This is a genomic window from uncultured Tateyamaria sp. (assembly GCF_947503385.1).
In the GTDB taxonomy this organism is placed as follows: domain Bacteria; phylum Pseudomonadota; class Alphaproteobacteria; order Rhodobacterales; family Rhodobacteraceae; genus Tateyamaria.
Window position 1 is genome coordinate 1 of record NZ_CANNDO010000016.1, and the last position, 20,800, is coordinate 20,800.

General features: G+C 60.3%; 16 protein-coding genes and 1 tRNA gene. All 17 read left to right on the forward strand.

Annotated elements, in window-relative coordinates:
- Window positions 1-174: 174 nt before the first annotated feature.
- The 17 genes from Q1A85_RS22395 (at window position 175) to rpoC (ending at window position 20,790) form a co-directional block, all read left to right on the forward strand.
- Window positions 175-1,086, forward strand: coding sequence for a tetratricopeptide repeat protein (locus Q1A85_RS22395; RefSeq protein ID WP_299695136.1), 912 nt, complete (start codon window positions 175-177; stop codon window positions 1,084-1,086).
- Entirely contained in the window at window positions 1,087-1,476 is a 390-nt protein-coding gene (locus Q1A85_RS22400; RefSeq protein WP_299695139.1) for a hypothetical protein, read from the forward strand.
- 79 nt (window positions 1,477-1,555) lie between these two features.
- Window positions 1,556-2,617 carry a GSCFA domain-containing protein gene (locus tag Q1A85_RS22405; protein ID WP_299695142.1) on the forward strand — a complete coding sequence of 354 codons (1,062 nt, stop codon included), beginning with the start codon at window positions 1,556-1,558 and terminating at the stop codon, window positions 2,615-2,617.
- Entirely contained in the window at window positions 2,601-3,371 is a 771-nt protein-coding gene (locus Q1A85_RS22410; protein WP_299695145.1) for a hypothetical protein, read from the forward strand. The genes Q1A85_RS22405 and Q1A85_RS22410 overlap by 17 nt, the downstream gene beginning before the upstream one ends.
- Window positions 3,372-3,422: 51 nt before the next feature.
- A tRNA-Trp gene (locus tag Q1A85_RS22415) sits at window positions 3,423-3,498 on the forward strand.
- 255 nt (window positions 3,499-3,753) lie between these two features.
- Complete coding sequence (locus Q1A85_RS22420) at window positions 3,754-4,425, forward strand: hypothetical protein (RefSeq protein WP_299695147.1); 672 nt, start codon at window positions 3,754-3,756, stop codon at window positions 4,423-4,425.
- 66 nt (window positions 4,426-4,491) lie between these two features.
- Entirely contained in the window at window positions 4,492-4,689 is a 198-nt protein-coding gene (gene secE, locus Q1A85_RS22425; protein ID WP_299695150.1) for a preprotein translocase subunit SecE, read from the forward strand.
- Window positions 4,690-4,836: 147 nt separating this feature from the next.
- Window positions 4,837-5,370 (forward strand): transcription termination/antitermination protein NusG, encoded by a 534-nt coding sequence (nusG, locus tag Q1A85_RS22430; RefSeq protein ID WP_299695152.1) that lies wholly within the window; start codon window positions 4,837-4,839, stop codon window positions 5,368-5,370.
- 300 nt (window positions 5,371-5,670) lie between these two features.
- Complete coding sequence (locus tag Q1A85_RS22435; protein WP_299695154.1) at window positions 5,671-6,804, forward strand: OmpA family protein; 1,134 nt, start codon at window positions 5,671-5,673, stop codon at window positions 6,802-6,804.
- 189 nt (window positions 6,805-6,993) lie between these two features.
- Window positions 6,994-7,419, forward strand: a complete 426-nt coding sequence (rplK, locus tag Q1A85_RS22440; RefSeq protein WP_299695156.1) for a 50S ribosomal protein L11 — start codon at window positions 6,994-6,996, stop codon at window positions 7,417-7,419.
- Between the two features lies 1 nt (window position 7,420).
- Window positions 7,421-8,119 carry a 50S ribosomal protein L1 gene (gene rplA / locus Q1A85_RS22445; RefSeq protein WP_299695158.1) on the forward strand — a complete coding sequence of 233 codons (699 nt, stop codon included), beginning with the start codon at window positions 7,421-7,423 and terminating at the stop codon, window positions 8,117-8,119.
- 129 nt (window positions 8,120-8,248) lie between these two features.
- Window positions 8,249-8,761 carry a molybdopterin-dependent oxidoreductase gene (locus Q1A85_RS22450; protein ID WP_299695160.1) on the forward strand — a complete coding sequence of 171 codons (513 nt, stop codon included), beginning with the start codon at window positions 8,249-8,251 and terminating at the stop codon, window positions 8,759-8,761.
- Window positions 8,762-8,771: 10 nt separating this feature from the next.
- Window positions 8,772-10,592 (forward strand): ATP-binding protein, encoded by a 1,821-nt coding sequence (locus Q1A85_RS22455; protein WP_299695162.1) that lies wholly within the window; start codon window positions 8,772-8,774, stop codon window positions 10,590-10,592.
- Between the two features lie 287 nt (window positions 10,593-10,879).
- On the forward strand, window positions 10,880-11,392 hold the full coding sequence (gene rplJ / locus Q1A85_RS22460; RefSeq protein ID WP_299695164.1) for a 50S ribosomal protein L10: 513 nt from the start codon (window positions 10,880-10,882) through the stop codon (window positions 11,390-11,392).
- A 69-nt stretch (window positions 11,393-11,461) separates the two neighbouring features.
- Window positions 11,462-11,839: a 50S ribosomal protein L7/L12 gene (gene rplL / locus Q1A85_RS22465; protein WP_299695166.1), complete on the forward strand. Its 378-nt coding sequence runs from the start codon at window positions 11,462-11,464 to the stop codon at window positions 11,837-11,839.
- Between the two features lie 470 nt (window positions 11,840-12,309).
- Window positions 12,310-16,446, forward strand: a complete 4,137-nt coding sequence (gene rpoB / locus Q1A85_RS22470) for a DNA-directed RNA polymerase subunit beta (protein ID WP_299695168.1) — start codon at window positions 12,310-12,312, stop codon at window positions 16,444-16,446.
- Window positions 16,447-16,545: 99 nt separating this feature from the next.
- Complete coding sequence (gene rpoC / locus Q1A85_RS22475) at window positions 16,546-20,790, forward strand: DNA-directed RNA polymerase subunit beta' (RefSeq protein ID WP_299695170.1); 4,245 nt, start codon at window positions 16,546-16,548, stop codon at window positions 20,788-20,790.
- The last annotated feature ends 10 nt before the right edge of the window (window positions 20,791-20,800 follow it).

A 20,800-nucleotide genomic window follows, 5' to 3' on the forward strand; every position in this document is an offset into this window, starting at 1 on the left:
TAATGTGCCTGACCGCAGCGGCGGGCTGAAGCCCGCCCTACGGTGATGCACACAGGTCGCGCGGGGGAATGCCCCCGATGCACAAAAAAAACAGGCCCCGTGCGCGATGCGTGCGGGGCCTTTTTTTGATTTTGAACAGCTTTGCTACGCTGCGCCCAACCGGAGCGTTTTTTGATGAAACAAGTTCTGCTGTGCGCCGCCCTGTCGGTGTTGCTGGCCAGTGCCGCAGCGGCGCGACCGATTCTGTCCGACAGCCAGAAAAGCTATGCCTCCGTTTGCCTTGAGGATGCGGAACCCGCAGACAGATTAGCGTCCATCTGCGAGGTTGCCATTGCCGATGCCGGGGCAGGGGCGGCGGATATACGCGTCGTCCTCGCTGGGGCCTATGATCGCATGGACAAGCGTGTTCAGGCGCGCGCGCTGCTGGACGACGTTCTGACCGAAGACCCCGCGCATACCGGGGCATTGAATGTGCTGGGGTGGATGCACTGGGAAGCCGATGACTTTGATCAGGCCAGCGCGATCTTTCAACGGTCGCTGGACGCCGGGGCAACGGCACAAGGGTTTGCCGGCCTCGCCTCATCCGGTCGGCAAGGCGGTATTTTGGATGAAAGGTCGTTTCTGCAACTGATAGACACCGCCATCGCAATGTCGCCCGCATATGTCTGGGCGATGCGCGAAAAGGCTTGGTTCTATATCGACACGGACAGGCCCGCAGAGGCGGAACCGGTTCTGCGCAACGCGCTGGACCAAGACGCCGATATTCCTTGGACGCTGTATACCTTGGGGGTCGCACTTTTTGATCAGGACAAGCTGGGCCCTGCGTTAGCTGCGCTGAACCAGTCTGTCGCAACCGGTGACGCGCCGACCTACGCTTATCTATACCGCGCCCGCAAAAACGACTGGCTGGAGAATTACCGCCGCGCGTTGGGTGACGCGGAACGTGTCACGCAGGACTGGCCCGATGCGGGCGAAGGGTCGCTATGGAAGGCGCGTGCGCTGACAGCCTTGGGACTGCGCCCCGCAGCGGTTACCTGGCTGCGGCAGTTTCTGGAAGACGGGCACAACGGGTTTGCCAACTACTGATTGGCGGACCTGCAGTACTTTGGCGAAGATGAGGCCGAGGCGATCGTGGTATTGCAGCGCAACACGGACGCGCCGGATGCGGATTACTTCGATCATGCGTTCATGGCGATGATGTTGCTTGAGCAAGACCGCAACGACGCGGCGCGGGTGCATATCGCAGCGGCACTGGCGCATGACCCCGACGCGCAATACCCGGTCTACGACACTGCACTGATCGAAGTGTCCGAAGGCAGCTATGGCACGGCAGAAACCTTGTTTCTGGAGGCTCTGTCGGGCGGTTTGCCGCGTCGTCACATCCGTAATTTCATCGGTGCCATGACCGAAAGCGGAGCTTTGGACCGGGCCATCGCATTCCGGCACAAAGCCAATCAAGTGTCTGCGGCGGACTGACGGTTCAGGCCGCTGGCGTCCTTGTCTGAAAACCCAAAACTTGGTAGCGTTCCGGAAAACATGGCGAGGCGGATCGAGCGTGACGCATCCCTACGAAGAACTGGGCCCAGAGGCCTTTTGGAAGACCGCCGTGGCCGAACCCGGCCCCTTTGGCCTGTCTGGTCTGTGGTCTCCGAAATTCCCCATCCGGCCCCGGCAAAAAATCGTGACCGCGGGCTCGTGTTTCGCCCAGCATATTGGACGGGCGCTGGCGGACCGTGGCTATGGCTGGATCGACTGCGAACCGGCGCCGCCTTTCATGCAGACCGAACATGCGCGCAGCCATGGCTATGGCGTGTTCAGCTTTCGCACGGGCAACATTTATACACCGGCAATGCTGTTGCAGTGGCTTGAGCTGGCCTATGAACAGCGGGCCGACAGTGGTGAGATTTGGGTGAAGGATGACCGGTTCTACGACCCGCTCCGTCCCGCAATCGAACCGGGCGGTTTCGAGACAGAGGCCGAGCTGTGGGATGCCCGGCATGAAACCTACGCCGCGCTGCGCCGCGCGGTCGAGACGTCAGATGTGTTCGTGTTCACGCTGGGCCTGACGGAACGGTGGCGCAACTCCAAGACCGAAGTGGAATATGCGCTGTGCCCGGGCACGGTTGCGGGCACATTCGATCCCGCACAGCATGTTTTCGTCAACAGCAACACACGCCAGACCCAAGCGGCGTTGACGGATGTGATACGGCTTTTGCGGGCGAAACGACCCAAGCTGCGCATTCTGCTGACCGTCTCGCCCGTGCCACTGACGGCCACGGCATCGGGCAAGCATGTGCTGACCGCGACGCATTATTCCAAATCAGTGCTGCGGGCGGTGGCGGGGATGACAGCGGATCGCTACCCGTTTGTCGACTATTTTCCGTCCTATGAGATTATCACGCATCCAGTGTTCCGGGGCATGTTCTTTGCGCCCAACATGCGCTCGGTGGTGCCCGAAGGTGTGGCAACTGTCATGAAACACTTCTTTGCCGATCAGATCGCGGCCTTCCCCGATTTACGCGAATTGCGGGTGATACCGGACAAGGCACAGACCACTCCGGTCGCCGAAGAAGATCTCCGCTGCGAGGAGGTTCTGCTGGATGCCTTCGCGCGCTAAGAAAACCCGCACCCTTTGCATGATCGGCGACAGCCAGATCGGCAGTGTATCACTGGCCTTGCGCGAGGGGCTGACTTCGGTGCCGGACGGGTACGAGATGGAGTTCTGGGGCGTCGAGGGCCCGGCATTTCGCACCATCGACTGGACGGACGGCGCGATCCGCCCCGCGCCTGCCGCGCTGGAACGGGTGCTGACCATCAACGGCAACGGGCGTGATCACATTGCACCCGGTCAATTCGACGGCGTGATCTTTTACGGCGCACGGCTGCGCGTTTCGATGTTTTTTGCCGAGTATTTTCAGTGGGCATCCGACCGCGTTACCCGGCCCAGCCGGTCGGTTCTGGAAACGGCGGTGCATGACTTCGCCATCAGCACACGGGCCTACCGGTTTGGGCGATCTCTGGCTGCGGCGGGGGACCATGTGTTCTACGTACCCGCGCCCTTCAACACGGACGGGGTGCGCGATCTGGCGGCGCCCGGCAATCTCTACCATGCCTGCCCCGCAGCCTTTGCCGCAACCGAAGAGGACCGCGCCCAGCTGTGGGACGCTTTCGAGGCAGTGGCGGCGCGCGATGGCATCACTTTGCTGCGTCAACCCGAGGACACGGTGACCACCGGGATCCTCACCAAGGCAGAGTTCTGTTGTGACGGTGCGGTTGAGCAGGATGACATCGGTCACAAGTCGCCCGCCTTTGCCGCGCGCTGGTTGAAAGAGCTGTGGCCGGTCGTGGAAACTCACATGGCAGCAGCGTAATTTCGGCCCTTGCATTACTGCGCCTGCGCGCGTAATCCACCCCTGCCCTGCAGGGGTATAGCTCAGCTGGTAGAGCGACGGTCTCCAAAACCGTAGGTCGCGGGTTCGAACCCTGCTGCCCCTGCCATTTCCCACAATTCACGCTGGTTCCGCGACTCAGGGCACAAATGTGTCGCCGTTTACCATGTTTGCACCGCTCTGATGCACCGATCTGGAAACAATCGCTCCGATCCACGGCGGACTGATGCGCGGGCGTGTTCAGTGCCGCATTCCTGCCTCATTTGCGACACCCGAACGGCACAGTCCGGCCCTAGCTTTGCCCTATCCCGCTCGTGACGGGATTTTTGTTAACCCCGCTGTTTCGGGGAAGGGATGTTGTCAAATGAACGATTACACGCTGATGCCGGGCAAGCCTTTCGAAGGCACTGAAGAAGAAACGCTTCGGACGATCCGCGCGGTCCTCACCGAAGAGGCCGCCGAAGCAAAGCGTCAGCGGACGGAAATCGCCAAAGCATTTGTGGATCGCACAATTGCCATGGTGGACGCCCCGCGTCGGCGCGCGACGGACCTGCCAAAACTGCAGGCACCGGTGGAGCCTGCCAAGCCTGCCCCGCAGACAAAGCGCGCCCGTCTGACCCGCACGCTCACGGCGCCCCTGCGGGCAGCGGCACAGTTCCGCCCGACCACCCGTCATCTTGCATTTGTCAGCGTCCTGCTGCTGGTCGTCGTTCGCCCGCATTGGTTCATCGTTGCCGGGGCGTGTATCGTTGCGTTGGTTCTGGGCTTGTTCCTGTTCATGGGGGCAGGGCGCATCTGGGGCACACTGCTCCATGGTGTGGAACTGATCGAGAAATCCGACGTGGCGCGTGGCACGCGTCTGCGCAACAGCCTTGATCGGTTTGCCTGCCGCTGGGACCGGCTTCTGGATATGTTGCCGGACGGGATGGCCGACACGCTCTACATGCCCGACTTTCAACAACGGTCCGCTGAGGTGGAAGCGCAGCACGCGCAGGCGGTGGCGGATCGTTTTGACCGGATGCAGCGCGACGGCTGACGGCGCTTGAATTCCAGCCACGTGACCGTTACATGCCGTGCATCGCAAGCATGAGGACCGCCACCCATGGCCACCACCAACCCGCTCCAGTTCATCCAGCAAGTCCGCGCCGAAGTGGCAAAGGTTGTCTGGCCAACCCGGCGCGAGGTGTTCCTGACCACCGTGATGGTGTTTATCCTTGCGGCGCTGACAGCGGTGTTTTTCGCGCTTGTCGATATCCTGATCCGCTGGGGTCTTGAGACGGTGCTGACAACCTTTGGCTGACGCGCCTCTTGCGCTTTGACGGGGTGCGGCGTATTCCCCGATCCTGACCTGAGCATGGCGCGCGGCGATTCGAGCCCCGCGCCACTTTTATATCCGGGACCCGCCTGAGACGCGGGCAATGACTTTGGACGAGGGGCTATACGCGTCATGGCAAAACGGTGGTATTCCGTCAGCGTTCTTTCCAACTTTGAGAAGAAGATCGCAGAGCAGATCCGGACCTCTGTTGAGGAAAAGGGCCTTGAGGACCAGATCGACGAGGTTCTGGTGCCGACCGAAGAGGTCATCGAGGTGCGCCGCGGCAAGAAAGTCACGACCGAACGTCGTTTCATGCCCGGATATGTGCTCGTTCACATGGAAATGTCGGACGAAGGCTATCACCTGATCAACTCGATCAACCGCGTCACCGGGTTCCTTGGTCCGCAGGGCCGCCCAATGCCGATGCGCGATGCCGAGGTCGAGCAGATCTTGGGCCGCGTCGCCGAAGGCGAAGAAGCACCCAAGCTGATGATCTCTTTCGAGGTCGGCGAAAAGGTCAAGGTCAACGACGGCCCATTCGAAGATTTCGACGGCATGGTCGAAGAGGTGGACGAGGACAACCAGCGCCTCAAGGTCACTGTCTCGATCTTTGGTCGCGAAACTCCGGTGGAACTGGAATACACGCAAGTTAACAAGCAGACCTAAGACCACCCAATCATCTGACAGCTTTCGAAAGGCGTGTGCAGAATCAGCGCACGCCTTTTTTGCGATTTAACGGGCGTCAAATATGGTTTCCGTCCTCTTTGACGCATTTTTCGGCAAAATTTTTGGAAATTGAGACGATTTGTGTACGTCAACGGCGCCGGACGAGGCGCAGGGGTACATTCCTGTGGATAACCCGGATCAGACGTTGACGCCTTTGGCGAATTCCCGCCAACCTATATGCGCAGACACACGATATAGATGATCTTCGGTGCACAGAACGGCTTATTTGGGGGATATGTGATGGCTTTGAAGTATGTGAAGGACAGCCTTCCTTGGCTGGTGCCTTCTGCGGCAATCGCATTTGCAGCGTTTGTTTTCATGGACGGCGGTATCCGACAGAACCCCGTCCCGCCCGTCGAACCCACTGCCGCCGCACCGGAACCCCTTGATACCGAGGATGAGGTGGTCGCACGTCAGGCCACGCCCGAAGCGAGCCTGAACTCGGTCGCCGTGACACCTGCGCTGACGCAACCCGTGGCAGCACCAGCGCCCGTGCCTGAACCCGCGCCGGAGCCGCAGCCTGTCCGTCAGGCGGCGCTGGCCGTTGCACCGACTGCGGCGCCTGTTTTCGACACCAGCGGCTTCAACGCCAACTCCAACGCGCAGTGTATCGAAGACTTGCGGGCCATGGCGTCCGAGGCGCGCGTCTACTTCCCCAGCGGTGGGCTGACGGCGGATTCCGCAGGTATCGAACAGGGTCGCCTTCTGGGTTTGATCGCGCAGAACTGTCCGGGTGTTCAAATTCGCGTGGACGGCCATTCTGATCCCTCCGGCGATCCGTCTGCCAACCTCGTGTTGAGCGAACGCCGCGCGCAAGAGGTGATCAAACGCATCGGCGCGGGCGGCATCGACACCAGCAATTTCTTTGCCCGCGGCATGGGGGACCGGCAACCCTCGGGTCTGAACGGCCCGCGCCCTGCGGCATTCTACGACCGCCGCGTCGAATTCACCGTGGTCGAAGAGGTCACGCGCGTCGCAGTGCGGACCAACGTGACAGCCAGCCCGTGGGCCAATGCGTCTTGCGTGACAGACCTGCAGCGCGCAGCCGACAGTACGGTGCTGTTCTATGCGCCACGGTCCGTATCTTTGCGCCCTGACGATCTGAACACGGCCATGGCGCTGGCGGAATTGGCGGTGGCCTGCCCACACGCGCGGCTGCGGGTGATCGGCCAACATGCCGGTGGTGTCCAGACGGGCGAAGATGTCGCGACCGGGCGCTTGCGCGCCAAGGCGCTGATGGCGATGCTCGTGGGACGCGGCATTGCATCAGAGCAGATCATCATCGCCGCTCCGTCACGCCCTGTCGGTCTCGGCGATCAGGCAGGCTTGCCGGGCAGCCGCGTCGATTTCGACGTCATCCTCGAAGACGGCTGAGACGGGCAACCCATTCGCCCACGGAGGCGATTCACCCTTGATAATGTGACAGGAGCGCTGTAACCGGCGCTTCTGTTGCTGTGTGCAACATCCATTGTGGAAGGCGAGGGTCACGCGAGGCCCGGACCGGACCACATCAACATAGGCTGACCGACGCGTCGGACGGCTGTTTGAACAGGAGTATGGCTCATGGCCAAGAAACTTGCTGGCACCATGAAATTGCAGGTGCCCGCCGGTCAAGCGAACCCCTCCCCGCCGGTCGGTCCGGCGCTGGGTCAGCGCGGCATCAACATCATGGAATTCTGCAAGGCGTTCAACGCCAAGACAGCAGACCTGGAGCCCGGCGCGCCGTGCCCCACCGTTATCACCTACTATCAGGACAAATCCTTTGCGATGGATATCAAGACGCCGCCTGCGTCTTACTTCCTCAAGAAGGCCGCCAAGGTAAAATCCGGCGCCAACAACCCCAGCCGCGAGACTGTGGGTACGGTGACGGTCGCGCAGGTGCGCGAGATCGCCGAAGCGAAGATGAAGGATCTCAACGCCAACGATATCGAAGGCGCAATGCAGATCATCCTGGGCTCCGCCCGCTCCATGGGCATCGAGGTGAAGTAAGATGGCAAAGCTTGGAAAACGCACCCGCGCCGCGCGCGAGGCCTTCGCTGGCAAGTCCGACGTGACCGTCGAAGAGGCGGTCAGCCTCATCAAGGGCAACGCCTCGGCCAAATTCGATGAAACCGTGGAGATCGCTGTAAACCTGGGTGTTGATCCCCGTCACGCAGACCAGATGGTCCGCGGCGTCGTTGGCCTGCCCAACGGCACCGGCAAGACCGTGCGCGTGGCCGTCTTTGCACGTGGCCCCAAGGCCGAAGAGGCGCAAGCCGCTGGTGCCGACATCGTTGGCGCAGAGGATCTTATGGAGACCGTTCAGGGCGGCACGATCGAATTTGATCGCTGCATCGCCACACCGGACATGATGCCCATCGTTGGTCGTCTGGGCAAGGTGCTGGGCCCCCGGAACCTGATGCCCAACCCCAAAGTTGGCACGGTGACAATGGACGTCGCGGACGCCGTCAAGGCGGCCAAGGGCGGTGAAGTGCAGTTCAAGGTCGAAAAGGCCGGTGTTGTACATGCAGGTGTTGGCAAGGCGTCCTTTGATGAGGCCAAGCTGGTTGAAAACGTGCGTGCATTTGTGGGCGCTGTGGCCAAGGCCAAGCCTGCTGGCGCCAAAGGCACCTACATGAAAAAGATTGCCCTGAGCTCGACCATGGGTCCGGGCGTGACCGTGAGCATCGACAGCGCAAACGCCGAGTAACGGTCTTTTCAGACAATTCTATTGGAAACGCGTCCCATGTGGGGCGCGTTTTCTGTTTTGACTAACGTGTTGTTAGGGGCTGAGCAGGTAACCCTCTTTCCAATCGCAGGAAAGTGATGAGGTATTGCCATGATGCTGTCCCGACGCCTGTTCGCGGGTGTATTGTCCTTGGCCGTGGCATTGCCACTGGGCGTTTGGGCATCGACCAGTCTGCCGCAGCCAGAAGGTGACGTGCTGCTCAACGTCACGGGGTCCATTACGGTGGGCAACACGGCGAGCGGCGCCGCGTTTGACCGCAAGATGCTGGAAGCGCTCGATTGGGTCGAGATTGAGACTTACACATCCTTCACCACCGGCCCGCAACGGTTTTCCGGTCCAACGCTGGCCTCGGTTCTGGCTGCGGTTGGCGCAACGGGGACGTCGTTGGAGGCGAAGGCGATCAACGATTATGCCGTGCGTATTCCCGTGTCAGATGCCGATGATCACGATGTCATTCTGGCGATGGACATGAATGGCAAGCCGATGCGGGTGCGCGACAAAGGGCCGATCTGGGTCATCTATCCGCTGAGCCGCGCCGATGCTGAAATGCGCCCCTTTGATGGTCAAATGATCTGGCAACTGGTCCAGATCCGGGTTGACTGACTGACCCAAGATGTTTGTCCTCACCTCCTTCCGGCGCAGTTTGTTGGCCATAGGCCTGTGCCTTGCGCTGGTGGTCGCGATGGTATTCCACCGCGCCAACCTGCAGGAGGTTGAACACGAGGTCGTCTTTTCGGTCAGCGTGACAATGTGGAAAGTCAGCGAACTGGTGTTCGAAGCGCAGCGGTTCGCGACGACGCTCGCGGACCGCGTCGCCGGTCAAAAGGACCTTGCAGAGGTGCAACTGCGTTTTGAGGTCCTCTGGAGCAGGATCGACGTGGTGAGCGATCTGAAGTTTCAGCAAAAGCCGTTGATCGCGGACCCGCTGGACGAGATGCTGGCCTGGCGTGCGCGCTGGGATGCGGAGTTGTTTGCCGACAAGCCGTTTACGAACCAGCAAGTGACCGAAATGCGCGAAAGTCTCCGCCCTTTGGTGGTCGCGTTGCGCAGCGGTTGGGTGGCCGAATTCGACACAGCGAATTTTGGCACTTGGGCGCAGGCCACGAACACAACGCAATCCCGCATTGTCCGTCAGGAATGGATGATTGCCGCGCTGCTTGCGCTGATCGTGGCGTACCTGTCCGCAGAAGTCTATTTTGGCAGTGTGGCGACACGGCGTGAGCGTGTGCTGCGCGCGGCGGCGGATCGGGCCAATCGCAGCAAGTCGGACTTTATCGCCAACGTCAGCCATGAAATCCGCACGCCGCTCAACGGCATAATCAACATGGCGACGCATCTGTCGGATCACCCCCTGACCCGCGAGCAGCGCGAATGTCTGGCGGTGATCGAAGATGCGGGCGATCTGCTGTTGTCGACGATCAATGACGTACTGGACCTGTCCAAGATTGAGGCCGGGCAGTTGCAGGTGGAAAACGACGTGTTTGACCCGATGCGCGGGCTGCGGTTGGCGCGCGACCTTTATCGCGACGCAGCTCGGGACAAGGGGCTGGTACTGGATCTGGAACTGCCGCATGGGCCCTTGCCCAAGCTTGAAGGGGACGAACGCCGGGTGCGCCAGGTTGTGCATAACCTCGTCTCCAACGCGGTGAAGTTCACGGAAGTGGGTCGCGTCGCCGTGCGTGCCTGGTACGACGCTGAGCCCAAGGCCGGCCTGTGCATTCATGTGTCCGACACCGGTTCGGGCCTGTCACCAGAAGCATTGGCGCGCATCTTCGAGCCGTTTGCTCAGGAAAATGGACGGTTGCAGCGTGGGTCGTCCGGCACCGGTCTGGGTCTGCCGATCACCCGCGCCTTGTGCGAGGCGATGGGCGGCACAGTCGAAGTCGAAAGCACGCCGGGAGAGGGGGCGCTGTTCAAAGTGTTCCTGCCATTCAACCGGGTTGAGGCCACCTTGTCGGACCGGCGGGCGCGCAAAAATCAAGAGGAAGGGGGGCTGCATCTGGGCGTGCGGGTTCTGATCACCGATGACAACGCCACCAATCGCTTTGTCTTGCGCAAGTTGTTGGATAAGCATGGTGTCGATATTCTCGAAGCGACCAACGGGATCGAAGCGTTGGAACTGTTGGCCGAAACACGCGTCGACGTGGTGCTAATGGATATTCAGATGCCCGGGCTCGACGGGATGCAGACAACCACCCGTTTTTTTGAGGCCGAAGCGTTGGCAGGCCGCGCACCGCCACCGGTGGTCGGCGTCACCGCAAATGTCCTGCCCGAGCAAATCGCCCAATACAAAGCCGTGGGCATGGTGGCAGTGCTGGCCAAACCGGTGGCAAAGGCGCAACTGTTGAACACCATCGCTGCCGTCACTGCTACGAACCTGTCGGACGATGCGCATGAAACGCAAGCGCCCACGCAACGCACAGCCACTGGGTAGTGCCGCCGCGTCGCATTTTAGGCTTGGCACCCGACGCCCAACCGACTAACAGGCTCCGCGAAGGGTCCCTGCGCTGAGTCGCGCGGACCTTTTGCGCGTCCGAGACGGTGGGTGACGGGAATGGTCCCGTCATAATTCCTGCCTGAGACGGGAAGAGACATTCCAGCCTGGCAACAGATGTTCCGGGCTCTGGTCTGCGACGACCCGTACGGACTTGATTGCCGTGCCATATGGCGCGGTGAAACCGAGCCGGAGGGGTACGCCCCTCCAAGTACTGGAGTGAAACTGTGGATAGAGCCCAGAAAGAGAAAGTGGTCGAGGAACTCGGCCAGATCTTCGAAAGCTCTGGCGTCGTCGTGGTCTCCCACTACGCCGGTCTGACAGTTGCCGAAATGCAGGATTTGCGCGCGCGTGCGCGTGACGCAGGCTCTGCCGTTCGTGTTGCCAAAAACAGGCTCGCCAAAATCGCCCTTCAGGACAAACCGTGCGAAAGCATCGGTGAATTCCTGACGGGCATGACCGTTCTGACCTATTCCGAAGACCCCGTGGCAGCCGCCAAGGTGTCTGAGGACTTTGCCAAGGAAAACGATAAGTTCGTGATCCTCGGCGGGGCCATGGGGGAGAACGCGTTGGACCGGGCTGGTGTGACAGCCGTGTCGAAAATGCCGTCGCGCGAGGAGCTTATTGCTTCGATCGTCGGCTGCATCGGCGCGCCTGCATCGAACATCGCCGGGGCCATTGGCGCACCTGCAAGCAACATCGCCTCCATCCTCTCCACCATCGAGGAAAAGGCGGCCTAAGGCACCTGACACCGGCGTGAGAGAAACCTCACGCGTTGGAACACACATCAAACGGAAAGAGCTGATAAAATGGCTGATCTGAAGAAACTGGCAGAAGAGATCGTTGGTCTGACCCTGCTGGAAGCACAAGAACTGAAAACCATCCTCAAAGACGAGTACGGCATCGAGCCTGCAGCCGGTGGCGCAGTCATGATGGCGGGCCCTGCTGACGGCGCTGGTGCCGCAGCCGAGGAAGAAAAGTCGGAATTCGACGTTGTCCTGAAGAACGCAGGCGCCTCCAAGATCAACGTGATCAAAGAAGTGCGCGGCATCACCGGTCTGGGCCTGAAAGAAGCCAAAGATCTGGTCGAAGCTGGCGGCAAAATCAAAGAAGGCGTCGACAAAGCCGAAGCCGAAGAAATCAAAGGCAAGCTGGAAGCAGCTGGCGCCGAGGTCGAACTGGCCTAAGCGGCGATGGGCATTGCGCCCATCCTACGATATCGAAAGGGCGTCCCCACAGCGGGGCGCCCTTTTTCATGCCAGCGTCGATCTTAAGCATAGACGCGCGAAACCCTCGACAAATGCGGACACCTGTGCCAGATTTCGCAGGTAGGAACGACATTCCCCCGATCCGGGGGGTTGTGTTCTGCGTGCCCCCATCCTATTTCGCAGTCTCCAGCGGGATCGAGCGATTCGAACCCGTCCTTTCGCGTCTTAGGTAAAGGATCACAATTCACCCATACCAAAGCGACGCCCTCTCAAAGCAAGCAGCCGCAGATACCGCCACAGGCGGTCAAGGCTGTTTCCTTGGAAAGGTCGTGGTCGGGCGCGCACCACTGGGCCGGTGCGCAAGGATAGACCCCCCTTTCGGTCTTTGATGGCGCACAGCCGGTGCCCCGACGGCATGTGCGCAGGCAAAGATGGAGTGCGTAGTTCGCATGGCAAAATCGTTCCTTGGTCAAAAACGTCTTCGTAAATATTACGGTAAAATTCGTGAAGTGCTGGACATGCCGAACCTCATCGAGGTTCAAAAATCGTCCTATGACCTGTTTCTGAATTCCGGCGATCAGCCGACCCCGCTCGACGGCGAAGGCATCATGGGCGTGTTCCAGTCCGTGTTCCCGATCAAGGATTTCAACGAGACCTCCGTTCTGGAATACGTCAAATACGAGCTGGAAAAGCCGAAATATGACGTCGAGGAATGCCAGCAGCGCGACATGACCTACAGCGCGCCGCTCAAGGTGACGCTGCGCCTCATTGTGTTTGATGTCGACGAAGACACCGGCGCCAAATCCGTCAAGGACATCAAGGAACAAGACGTGTTCATGGGTGATATGCCCCTGATGACGCCGAACGGGACGTTCATTGTGAACGGCACCGAACGTGTGATTGTCAGCCAGATGCACCGCTCGCCCGGTGTGTTCTTTGACCACGACAAGGGCAAGACACACAGCTCGGGCAAGCTGTTGTTCGCCTGCCGCATCATCCCCTATCGCGGTTCGTGGCTGGACTTTGAGTTTGACGCCAAGGACATCGTGTTCGCGCGGATCGACCGCCGCCGCAAGCTGCCTGTGACCACTCTGCTTTACGCGCTGGGACTGGACCAAGAAGGCATCATGGATGCCTATTACCAAACGGTTCCCTACAAGCTGAAGAAGAACAAAGGCTGGGTCACGCCATTCTTCCCGGATCGTGTGCGCGGCACCCGTCCGACCTATGACCTTGTGGACGCCAAGACCGGCGAAGTGATTGCCGAAGCGGGCAAGAAGGTCACGCCGCGCGCGGTCAAAAAGCTGATCGACGAAGGCAAGGTGACCGACCTGCTGGTGCCTTACGAAAACATCGTCGGCAAATTTGTGGCCAAGGACATCATCAACGAGGAAAACGGCGCGATCTATGTCGAAGCCGGTGATGAGCTGACGCTTGAATATGACAAAGACGGCGATCTGATCGGCGGCACGGTCAAGGAACTGGTGGATGCGGGCGTTACCGACATCCCTGTTCTCGACATCGATAACGTCAATGTCGGTCCCTACATCCGCAACACCATGGCGAACGACAAGAACATGAACCGCGAAACCGCGCTCATGGATATCTATCGCGTCATGCGTCCGGGCGAGCCGCCCACCGTCGAAGCGGCAAGCGCTCTGTTCGACACGCTGTTCTTTGACAGCGAGCGTTACGACCTTAGCGCCGTTGGCCGGGTCAAGATGAACATGCGTTTGGCGCTGGATGCCGAAGACACGCAGCGCACGCTGCGCCGCGAAGACATTGTGGCCTGCATCAAAGCGCTGGTGGAACTGCGTGACGGCAAGGGCGACGTGGACGATATCGACCACTTGGGCAACCGCCGAGTCCGGTCCGTTGGCGAACTGATGGAGAACCAGTACCGGGTGGGTCTCTTGCGCATGGAACGTGCGATCAAAGAGCGGATGTCGTCGGTCGAAATCGACACGGTGATGCCGCAGGATCTGATCAATGCGAAGCCTGCCGCCGCCGCGGTGCGCGAATTCTTTGGCTCGTCGCAGCTGAGCCAATTCATGGACCAGACCAACCCGCTCTCCGAAGTGACGCACAAACGCCGTCTGTCGGCGCTTGGGCCGGGTGGCCTGACGCGCGAACGTGCGGGCTTTGAGGTGCGCGACGTGCACCCGACGCACTACGGCCGGATGTGCCCGATTGAGACGCCCGAAGGGCCGAACATTGGTCTGATCAACAGCCTCGCGACCTTTGCCCGCGTGAACAAGTACGGCTTTATCGAAACACCGTACCGCGTCGTGAACGAAGGTCAGGTCACGGACGAAGTGCACTACATGTCCGCGACCGAAGAGATGCGTCACACAGTGGCGCAGGCCAACGCGTCGCTGGACGAAAGCGGCAAGTTCGTCAACGAGATGGTGAACACGCGCCAATCCGGCGACTACACGCTGGCCCCCGTGGATCAGGTGGACCTGATCGATGTGTCGCCCAAGCAGTTGGTGTCGGTTGCCGCATCGCTGATCCCGTTCCTTGAGAATGATGACGCCAACCGCGCTCTGATGGGTTCGAACATGCAACGTCAGGCTGTGCCGCTGTTGCAGGCCGAGGCGCCACTTGTCGGCACCGGCATCGAAGAGGTTGTGGCCCGCGATTCCGGCGCGTCGATCATGGCAAAGCGGGCCGGTATCATCGACCAGGTTGACGCTACCCGGATCGTGATCCGCGCCACGGAAGATCTCGAACTGGGCGACGCGGGCGTGGACATCTACCGGATGCGCAAATTCCAACGCTCGAACCAGAACACCTGCATTAACCAGCGTCCGCTGGTAAAGGTGGGCGATTTGGTGACCAAGGGCGAAGTGATTGCCGACGGTCCGTCCACAGATATGGGCGAACTGGCTCTGGGCAAGAACGTCGTTGTCGCGTTCATGCCGTGGAATGGCTACAACTACGAAGACTCGATCCTGATCTCGGAACGTGTGTCCCGTGACGACGTGTTCACGTCGATCCACATCGAGGAATTCGAAGTGGCTGCGCGCGACACCAAGCTGGGGCCGGAAGAGATCACCCGCGACATCCCCAACGTCGGCGAAGAAGCGCTGCGCAACCTCGACGAGGCGGGCATCGTGTATATCGGTGCTGACGTTGAGCCGGGCGATATCCTCGTGGGCAAGATCACTCCCAAGGGCGAAAGCCCGATGACGCCGGAGGAGAAACTGCTTCGCGCCATCTTTGGTGAGAAAGCGTCGGACGTGCGTGACACGTCGCTGCGCGTGAAACCGGGTGATTTCGGTACGGTTGTCGAGGTGCGCGTCTTTAACCGCCATGGGGTGGAGAAAGACGAACGTGCGTTGCAGATCGAGCGTGAGGAAGTCGAACGCCTCGCCCGTGACCGCGACGACGAGTTGGCCATTCTCGACCGCAACATCTACGCCCGTTTGGGTGACATGCTGCTGGGCAAAGAGATTGCCAAGGGGCCGAAAGGCGTCAAGGCAGGCGCGAATGTCGACGCGGAATTGCTTGAGACGTTCCCGCGTTCCGCATGGTGGCAGATTGCCCTGAAAGACGAGCAGTCGGCACAGGTGGTCGAGGCCCTGAACGAGCAGTACGAGGCGCAAAAACGTGCTTTGGATGCCCGGTTCGAGGACAAGGTCGAAAAAGTCCGCCGCGGCGACGATCTGCCCCCGGGCGTGATGAAGATGGTCAAGGTGTTTGTGGCGGTCAAGCGCAAGCTGCAACCGGGCGACAAGATGGCCGGTCGTCACGGCAACAAAGGTGTGATTTCAAAAGTGGTGCCGATGGAGGACATGCCGTTCCTCGCGGATGGGACGCCGGTTGATTTCTGTCTGAACCCGCTGGGTGTGCCGAGCCGTATGAACGTCGGTCAGATCCTTGAGACGCACATGGGCTGGGCCGCACGCGGTCTGGGCGTGAATGTCGATGAGGCGTTGCAAGAGTATCGCCGCTCAGGGGATATGACCCCGGTGCGCGAAGCGATGAAGCTGGCCTATGGCGATGACGTCTACGAAGAGGGCATCACCGGTATGGAAGAAGACCAGTTGGTCGAGGCGGCGGGCAACGTGACCCGTGGTGTGCCGATCGCAACGCCGGTGTTCGATGGTGCCAAAGAGGCGGATGTAAACGACGCGCTGGAGCGTGCCGGATTTTCGACCTCGGGTCAGTCGGTGTTGTTTGACGGCCGTACAGGCGAGCAGTTTGCACGCCCTGTAACAGTCGGCATCAAGTACCTGCTGAAACTGCACCACCTTGTCGACGACAAGATCCACGCCCGTTCGACCGGTCCTTACTCCCTTGTCACGCAGCAGCCGCTGGGTGGTAAGGCGCAGTTCGGCGGTCAGCGTTTTGGTGAGATGGAAGTCTGGGCTCTGGAAGCTTACGGCGCCGCTTACACCCTGCAGGAAATGCTGACGGTGAAATCGGACGACGTGGCGGGCCGCACCAAAGTGTACGAGAGCATCGTCAAGGGCGAGGACAATTTCGAAGCCGGCGTGCCGGAATCGTTCAACGTTCTGGTCAAAGAGGTCCGTGGTCTGGGCCTCAACATGGAACTCCTGGATGCGGAGGAGGATGAGTGAGCCAAAGCCGGGCTGAAGCCCGACCTACGGCCACCGGTAGGCCGGGCTTCAGCCCGGCACGCCCTCTCCCCCGCACCCTCTGATTTGTGAGGAAAAAGAATGAACCAGGAACTGACAAACAACCCGTTCAACCCTCTGACGCCGCCCAAGGTCTTTGACGAGATCAAGGTGTCGCTGGCGTCGCCCGAACGTATCCTCTCGTGGTCGTTTGGCGAGATCAAGAAGCCCGAGACCATCAACTATCGGACGTTCAAACCCGAGCGTGATGGCCTGTTCTGCGCGCGTATCTTTGGCCCGATCAAGGATTACGAATGTCTGTGCGGCAAGTACAAGCGCATGAAGTATCGCGGTGTTGTCTGCGAGAAATGTGGTGTGGAAGTCACGCTGCAAAAAGTCCGCCGCGAGCGGATGGGCCACATCGAACTGGCGGCCCCCGTTGCGCACATCTGGTTCCTGAAATCGCTGCCGTCCCGCATCGGTTTGATGCTGGACATGACGCTGCGCGATCTGGAACGTGTGTTGTACTTTGAAAACTATGTCGTGACCGAGCCCGGCCTAACAGACCTCAGCTATGGCCAGATGCTGTCAGAAGAAGAGTACATGGACGCGCAGGACGCGTTTGGCATGGACGCGTTCACCGCCAATATCGGTGCCGAAGCCATCCGCGAGATGCTGTCCCAGATCGACCTCGAAGCCGAGGCCGAAACCCTGCGCGCGGATCTCAAGGAAGCCACAGGTGAGCTGAAGCCCAAGAAGATCATCAAGCGTCTGAAAGTGGTGGAGAGCTTCCTTGAATCCGGCAACCGCCCCGAATGGATGGTTCTGACCGTGATCCCCGTGATCCCGCCAGAACTGCGCCCGTTGGTGCCGCTGGATGGGGGCCGTTTTGCGACATCCGACCTCAACGACCTCTACCGCCGCGTGATCAACCGGAACAACCGTCTGAAGCGTCTGATCGAACTGCGCGCACCTGATATCATCGTCCGCAACGAAAAGCGGATGCTGCAGGAATCCGTGGATGCCCTGTTCGACAACGGCCGTCGCGGCCGCGTGATCACGGGTGCCAACAAGCGTCCGCTGAAATCGCTGTCGGACATGCTGAAAGGCAAGCAGGGTCGCTTCCGTCAGAACCTTTTGGGCAAACGCGTCGACTTCTCCGGTCGTTCGGTCATTGTGACCGGCCCGGAACTGAAACTGCACCAATGTGGTCTGCCGAAAAAGATGGCGCTCGAACTGTTCAAGCCATTCATCTACTCGCGGCTTGAGGCCAAAGGCCTATCCTCGACCGTCAAGCAAGCCAAGAAGCTGGTGGAAAAGGAACGTCCCGAGGTGTGGGATATCTTGGATGAGGTTATCCGCGAACACCCCGTCATGCTGAACCGTGCGCCCACGCTGCACCGTTTGGGCATTCAGGCGTTTGAACCGGTCCTGATCGAAGGCAAGGCCATTCAGCTGCACCCGCTGGTTTGCTCGGCCTTTAACGCCGACTTTGACGGCGACCAGATGGCTGTGCACGTGCCGCTGAGCCTTGAGGCCCAGCTGGAAGCGCGCGTCCTGATGATGTCTACCAACAACGTGCTGTCACCCGCCAACGGTGCGCCGATCATCGTGCCGTCGCAGGACATGATCCTGGGCCTCTACTATGTCACGCTGGAACGCGAAGGCATGAAGGGCGAAGGCATGGTCTTTGGCTCGATCGAAGAGGTGCAACACGCCCTCGACGCGGGCGAGGTACACTTGCACGCCAAGATCACGGCCCGCGTGCCGCAGATCAACGAGCATGGCGAAGAGGTGATGATGCGCTATGAGACGACGCCCGGTCGGGTCCGTCTGGGTGCGCTGCTGCCTCTAAACGCCAAAGCGCCGTTCGATCTGGTGAACCAGCTTCTGCGGAAGAAAGACGTGCAAACGGTCATCGACACCGTCTACCGCTATTGCGGTCAGAAGGAGAGCGTCATTTTCTGTGACCAGATCATGTCGATGGGCTTCAAAGAAGCGTTCAAGGCGGGCATTTCGTTCGGCAAGGACGACATGCTGATCCCCGAAACCAAGTGGACCATCGTGGATGAAACCCGCGATCAGGTGAAGGATTTCGAACAGCAGTACATGGACGGCCTGATCACTCAGGGTGAGAAATACAACAAGGTCGTCGATGCATGGTCGAAGTGTAACGACAAGGTCACCGACGCCATGATGGGCTCCATCTCGGCGGCGCAAAGGGATGAGGACGGGTCGGAGCGCGAGCCGAATTCCGTCTACATGATGGCGCATTCCGGTGCGCGTGGCTCGGTTACCCAGATGAAACAGCTGGGCGGGATGCGCGGCCTGATGGCCAAGCCGAACGGCGATATCATTGAGACGCCGATCATCTCGAACTTCAAGGAAGGTCTGACCGTTCTTGAATACTTCAACTCGACCCACGGCGCGCGGAAAGGTCTGTCTGACACCGCTTTGAAGACGGCGAACTCGGGCTACTTGACCCGTCGTCTGGTGGACGTGGCGCAGGATTGCATTGTGCGCGATCTCGACTGCGGCACCGAAAACGCCATCACCGCCGAAGCAGCGGTGAATGACGGCGAAGTGGTGGCATCGCTGGCCGAACGCGTGCTGGGCCGTGTGGCCGCAGATGACGTGCTCAAGCCCGGCACCGACGAGGTGCTGGTGGCGGCAGGGACGCTCATCGACGAGCGCATGTCGGACATGATCGAAGAGATGGGCGTGCAGTCGATGCGCATCCGCTCGCCGCTGACCTGCGAGAGCGAAGAGGGCGTGTGTACCATGTGTTACGGGCGCGATCTTGCGCGCGGGACCATGGTCAACACCGGCGAAGCGGTTGGCATTATCGCGGCGCAGTCCATTGGTGAGCCGGGCACACAGTTGACGATGCGGACGTTCCACATCGGCGGCGTTGCGCAAGGTGGCCAGCAGTCGTTCCTCGAGGCAAGCCAGGAAGGCAAGATTGTCTTTGAGAACGCGCAAACACTGGAAAATGCCGCAGGGCAAACGCTGGTGATGGGCCGCAACATGAAAATGGCGATCATCGACGAGAACGGTGACGAGCGCGCCAGCCACAAGCTGGGCTACGGCACCACGCTGTTCGTGACCGACGGTCAGGACGTCAAGCGCGGTGACAAACTGTTTGAATGGGACCCCTACACGCTGCCGATCATCGCGGAGAAAGCCGGTACAACCCGTTACGTGGACCTCGTAAGCGGCCTTGCCGTGCGCGAAGAAACGGACGACGCAACCGGCATGACCCAGAAGATCGTGATCGACTGGCGTGCAGCGCCCAAGGGCAACGAGCTGAAGCCCGAAATCATCCTCGTGGGTGAAGACGGCGAGCCTGTGCGCAACGATGCGGGCAACCCGATCACCTATGCGATGTCCGTGGATGCGGTTCTGTCGGTGGAAGACGGTCAGGACATCGCTGCAGGCGACGTTGTGGCCCGTATTCCGCGCGAAGGCGCCAAGACCAAGGACATCACCGGTGGTCTGCCGCGTGTGGCCGAACTGTTCGAAGCCCGTCGCCCAAAGGATCACGCGATCATCGCCGAAATCGATGGTTATGTGCGGTTCGGCAAGGACTACAAGAACAAGCGCCGCATCGCGATCGAGCCATCGGACGAGACCATGGATAAGGTCGAGTACATGGTGCCCAAAGGCAAGCACATCCCCGTAGCCGAAGGCGACTTCATCCAGAAGGGCGACTACATCATGGACGGCAACCCTGCGCCGCATGACATCCTCGCCATCATGGGTGTCGAAGCGCTGGCGGACTACATGATCAACGAGGTGCAGGAGGTCTATCGTCTGCAAGGCGTGAAGATCAACGACAAGCACATCGAGGTCATCGTGCGCCAGATGCTCCAGAAATGGGAGATCGAGGATTCGGGCGACACCACGCTGCTCAAAGGCGAACACGTGGACAAGCAAGAGTTCGACGCGGCCAACGAAAAGGCGCTGTCCAAAGGCGGGCGCCCGGCACAGGGCGGTCCGATCCTGCTGGGTATCACCAAGGCGTCGCTGCAAACGCGGTCCTTCATCTCGGCGGCCTCCTTCCAGGAGACAACCCGCGTTCTCACCGAGGCTTCGGTGCAGGGCAAGAAGGACAAGTTGGTCGGTCTCAAGGAGAACGTCATCGTGGGACGCCTGATCCCGGCGGGCACCGGCGGTGCGACCCAAGCCGTGCGCAAGATCGCCACCGACCGCGACAATGTCGTGATCGAGGCGCGCCGCGAAGAGGCCGAAGCAGCGGCCGCTCTGGCGGCACCGGCGGCGGACGACGTGGTCGGCGCGGATGTGTTCGACACGATCATCGACCCGACCGAGGACAGCCGCGACTAAGCTGCACGAG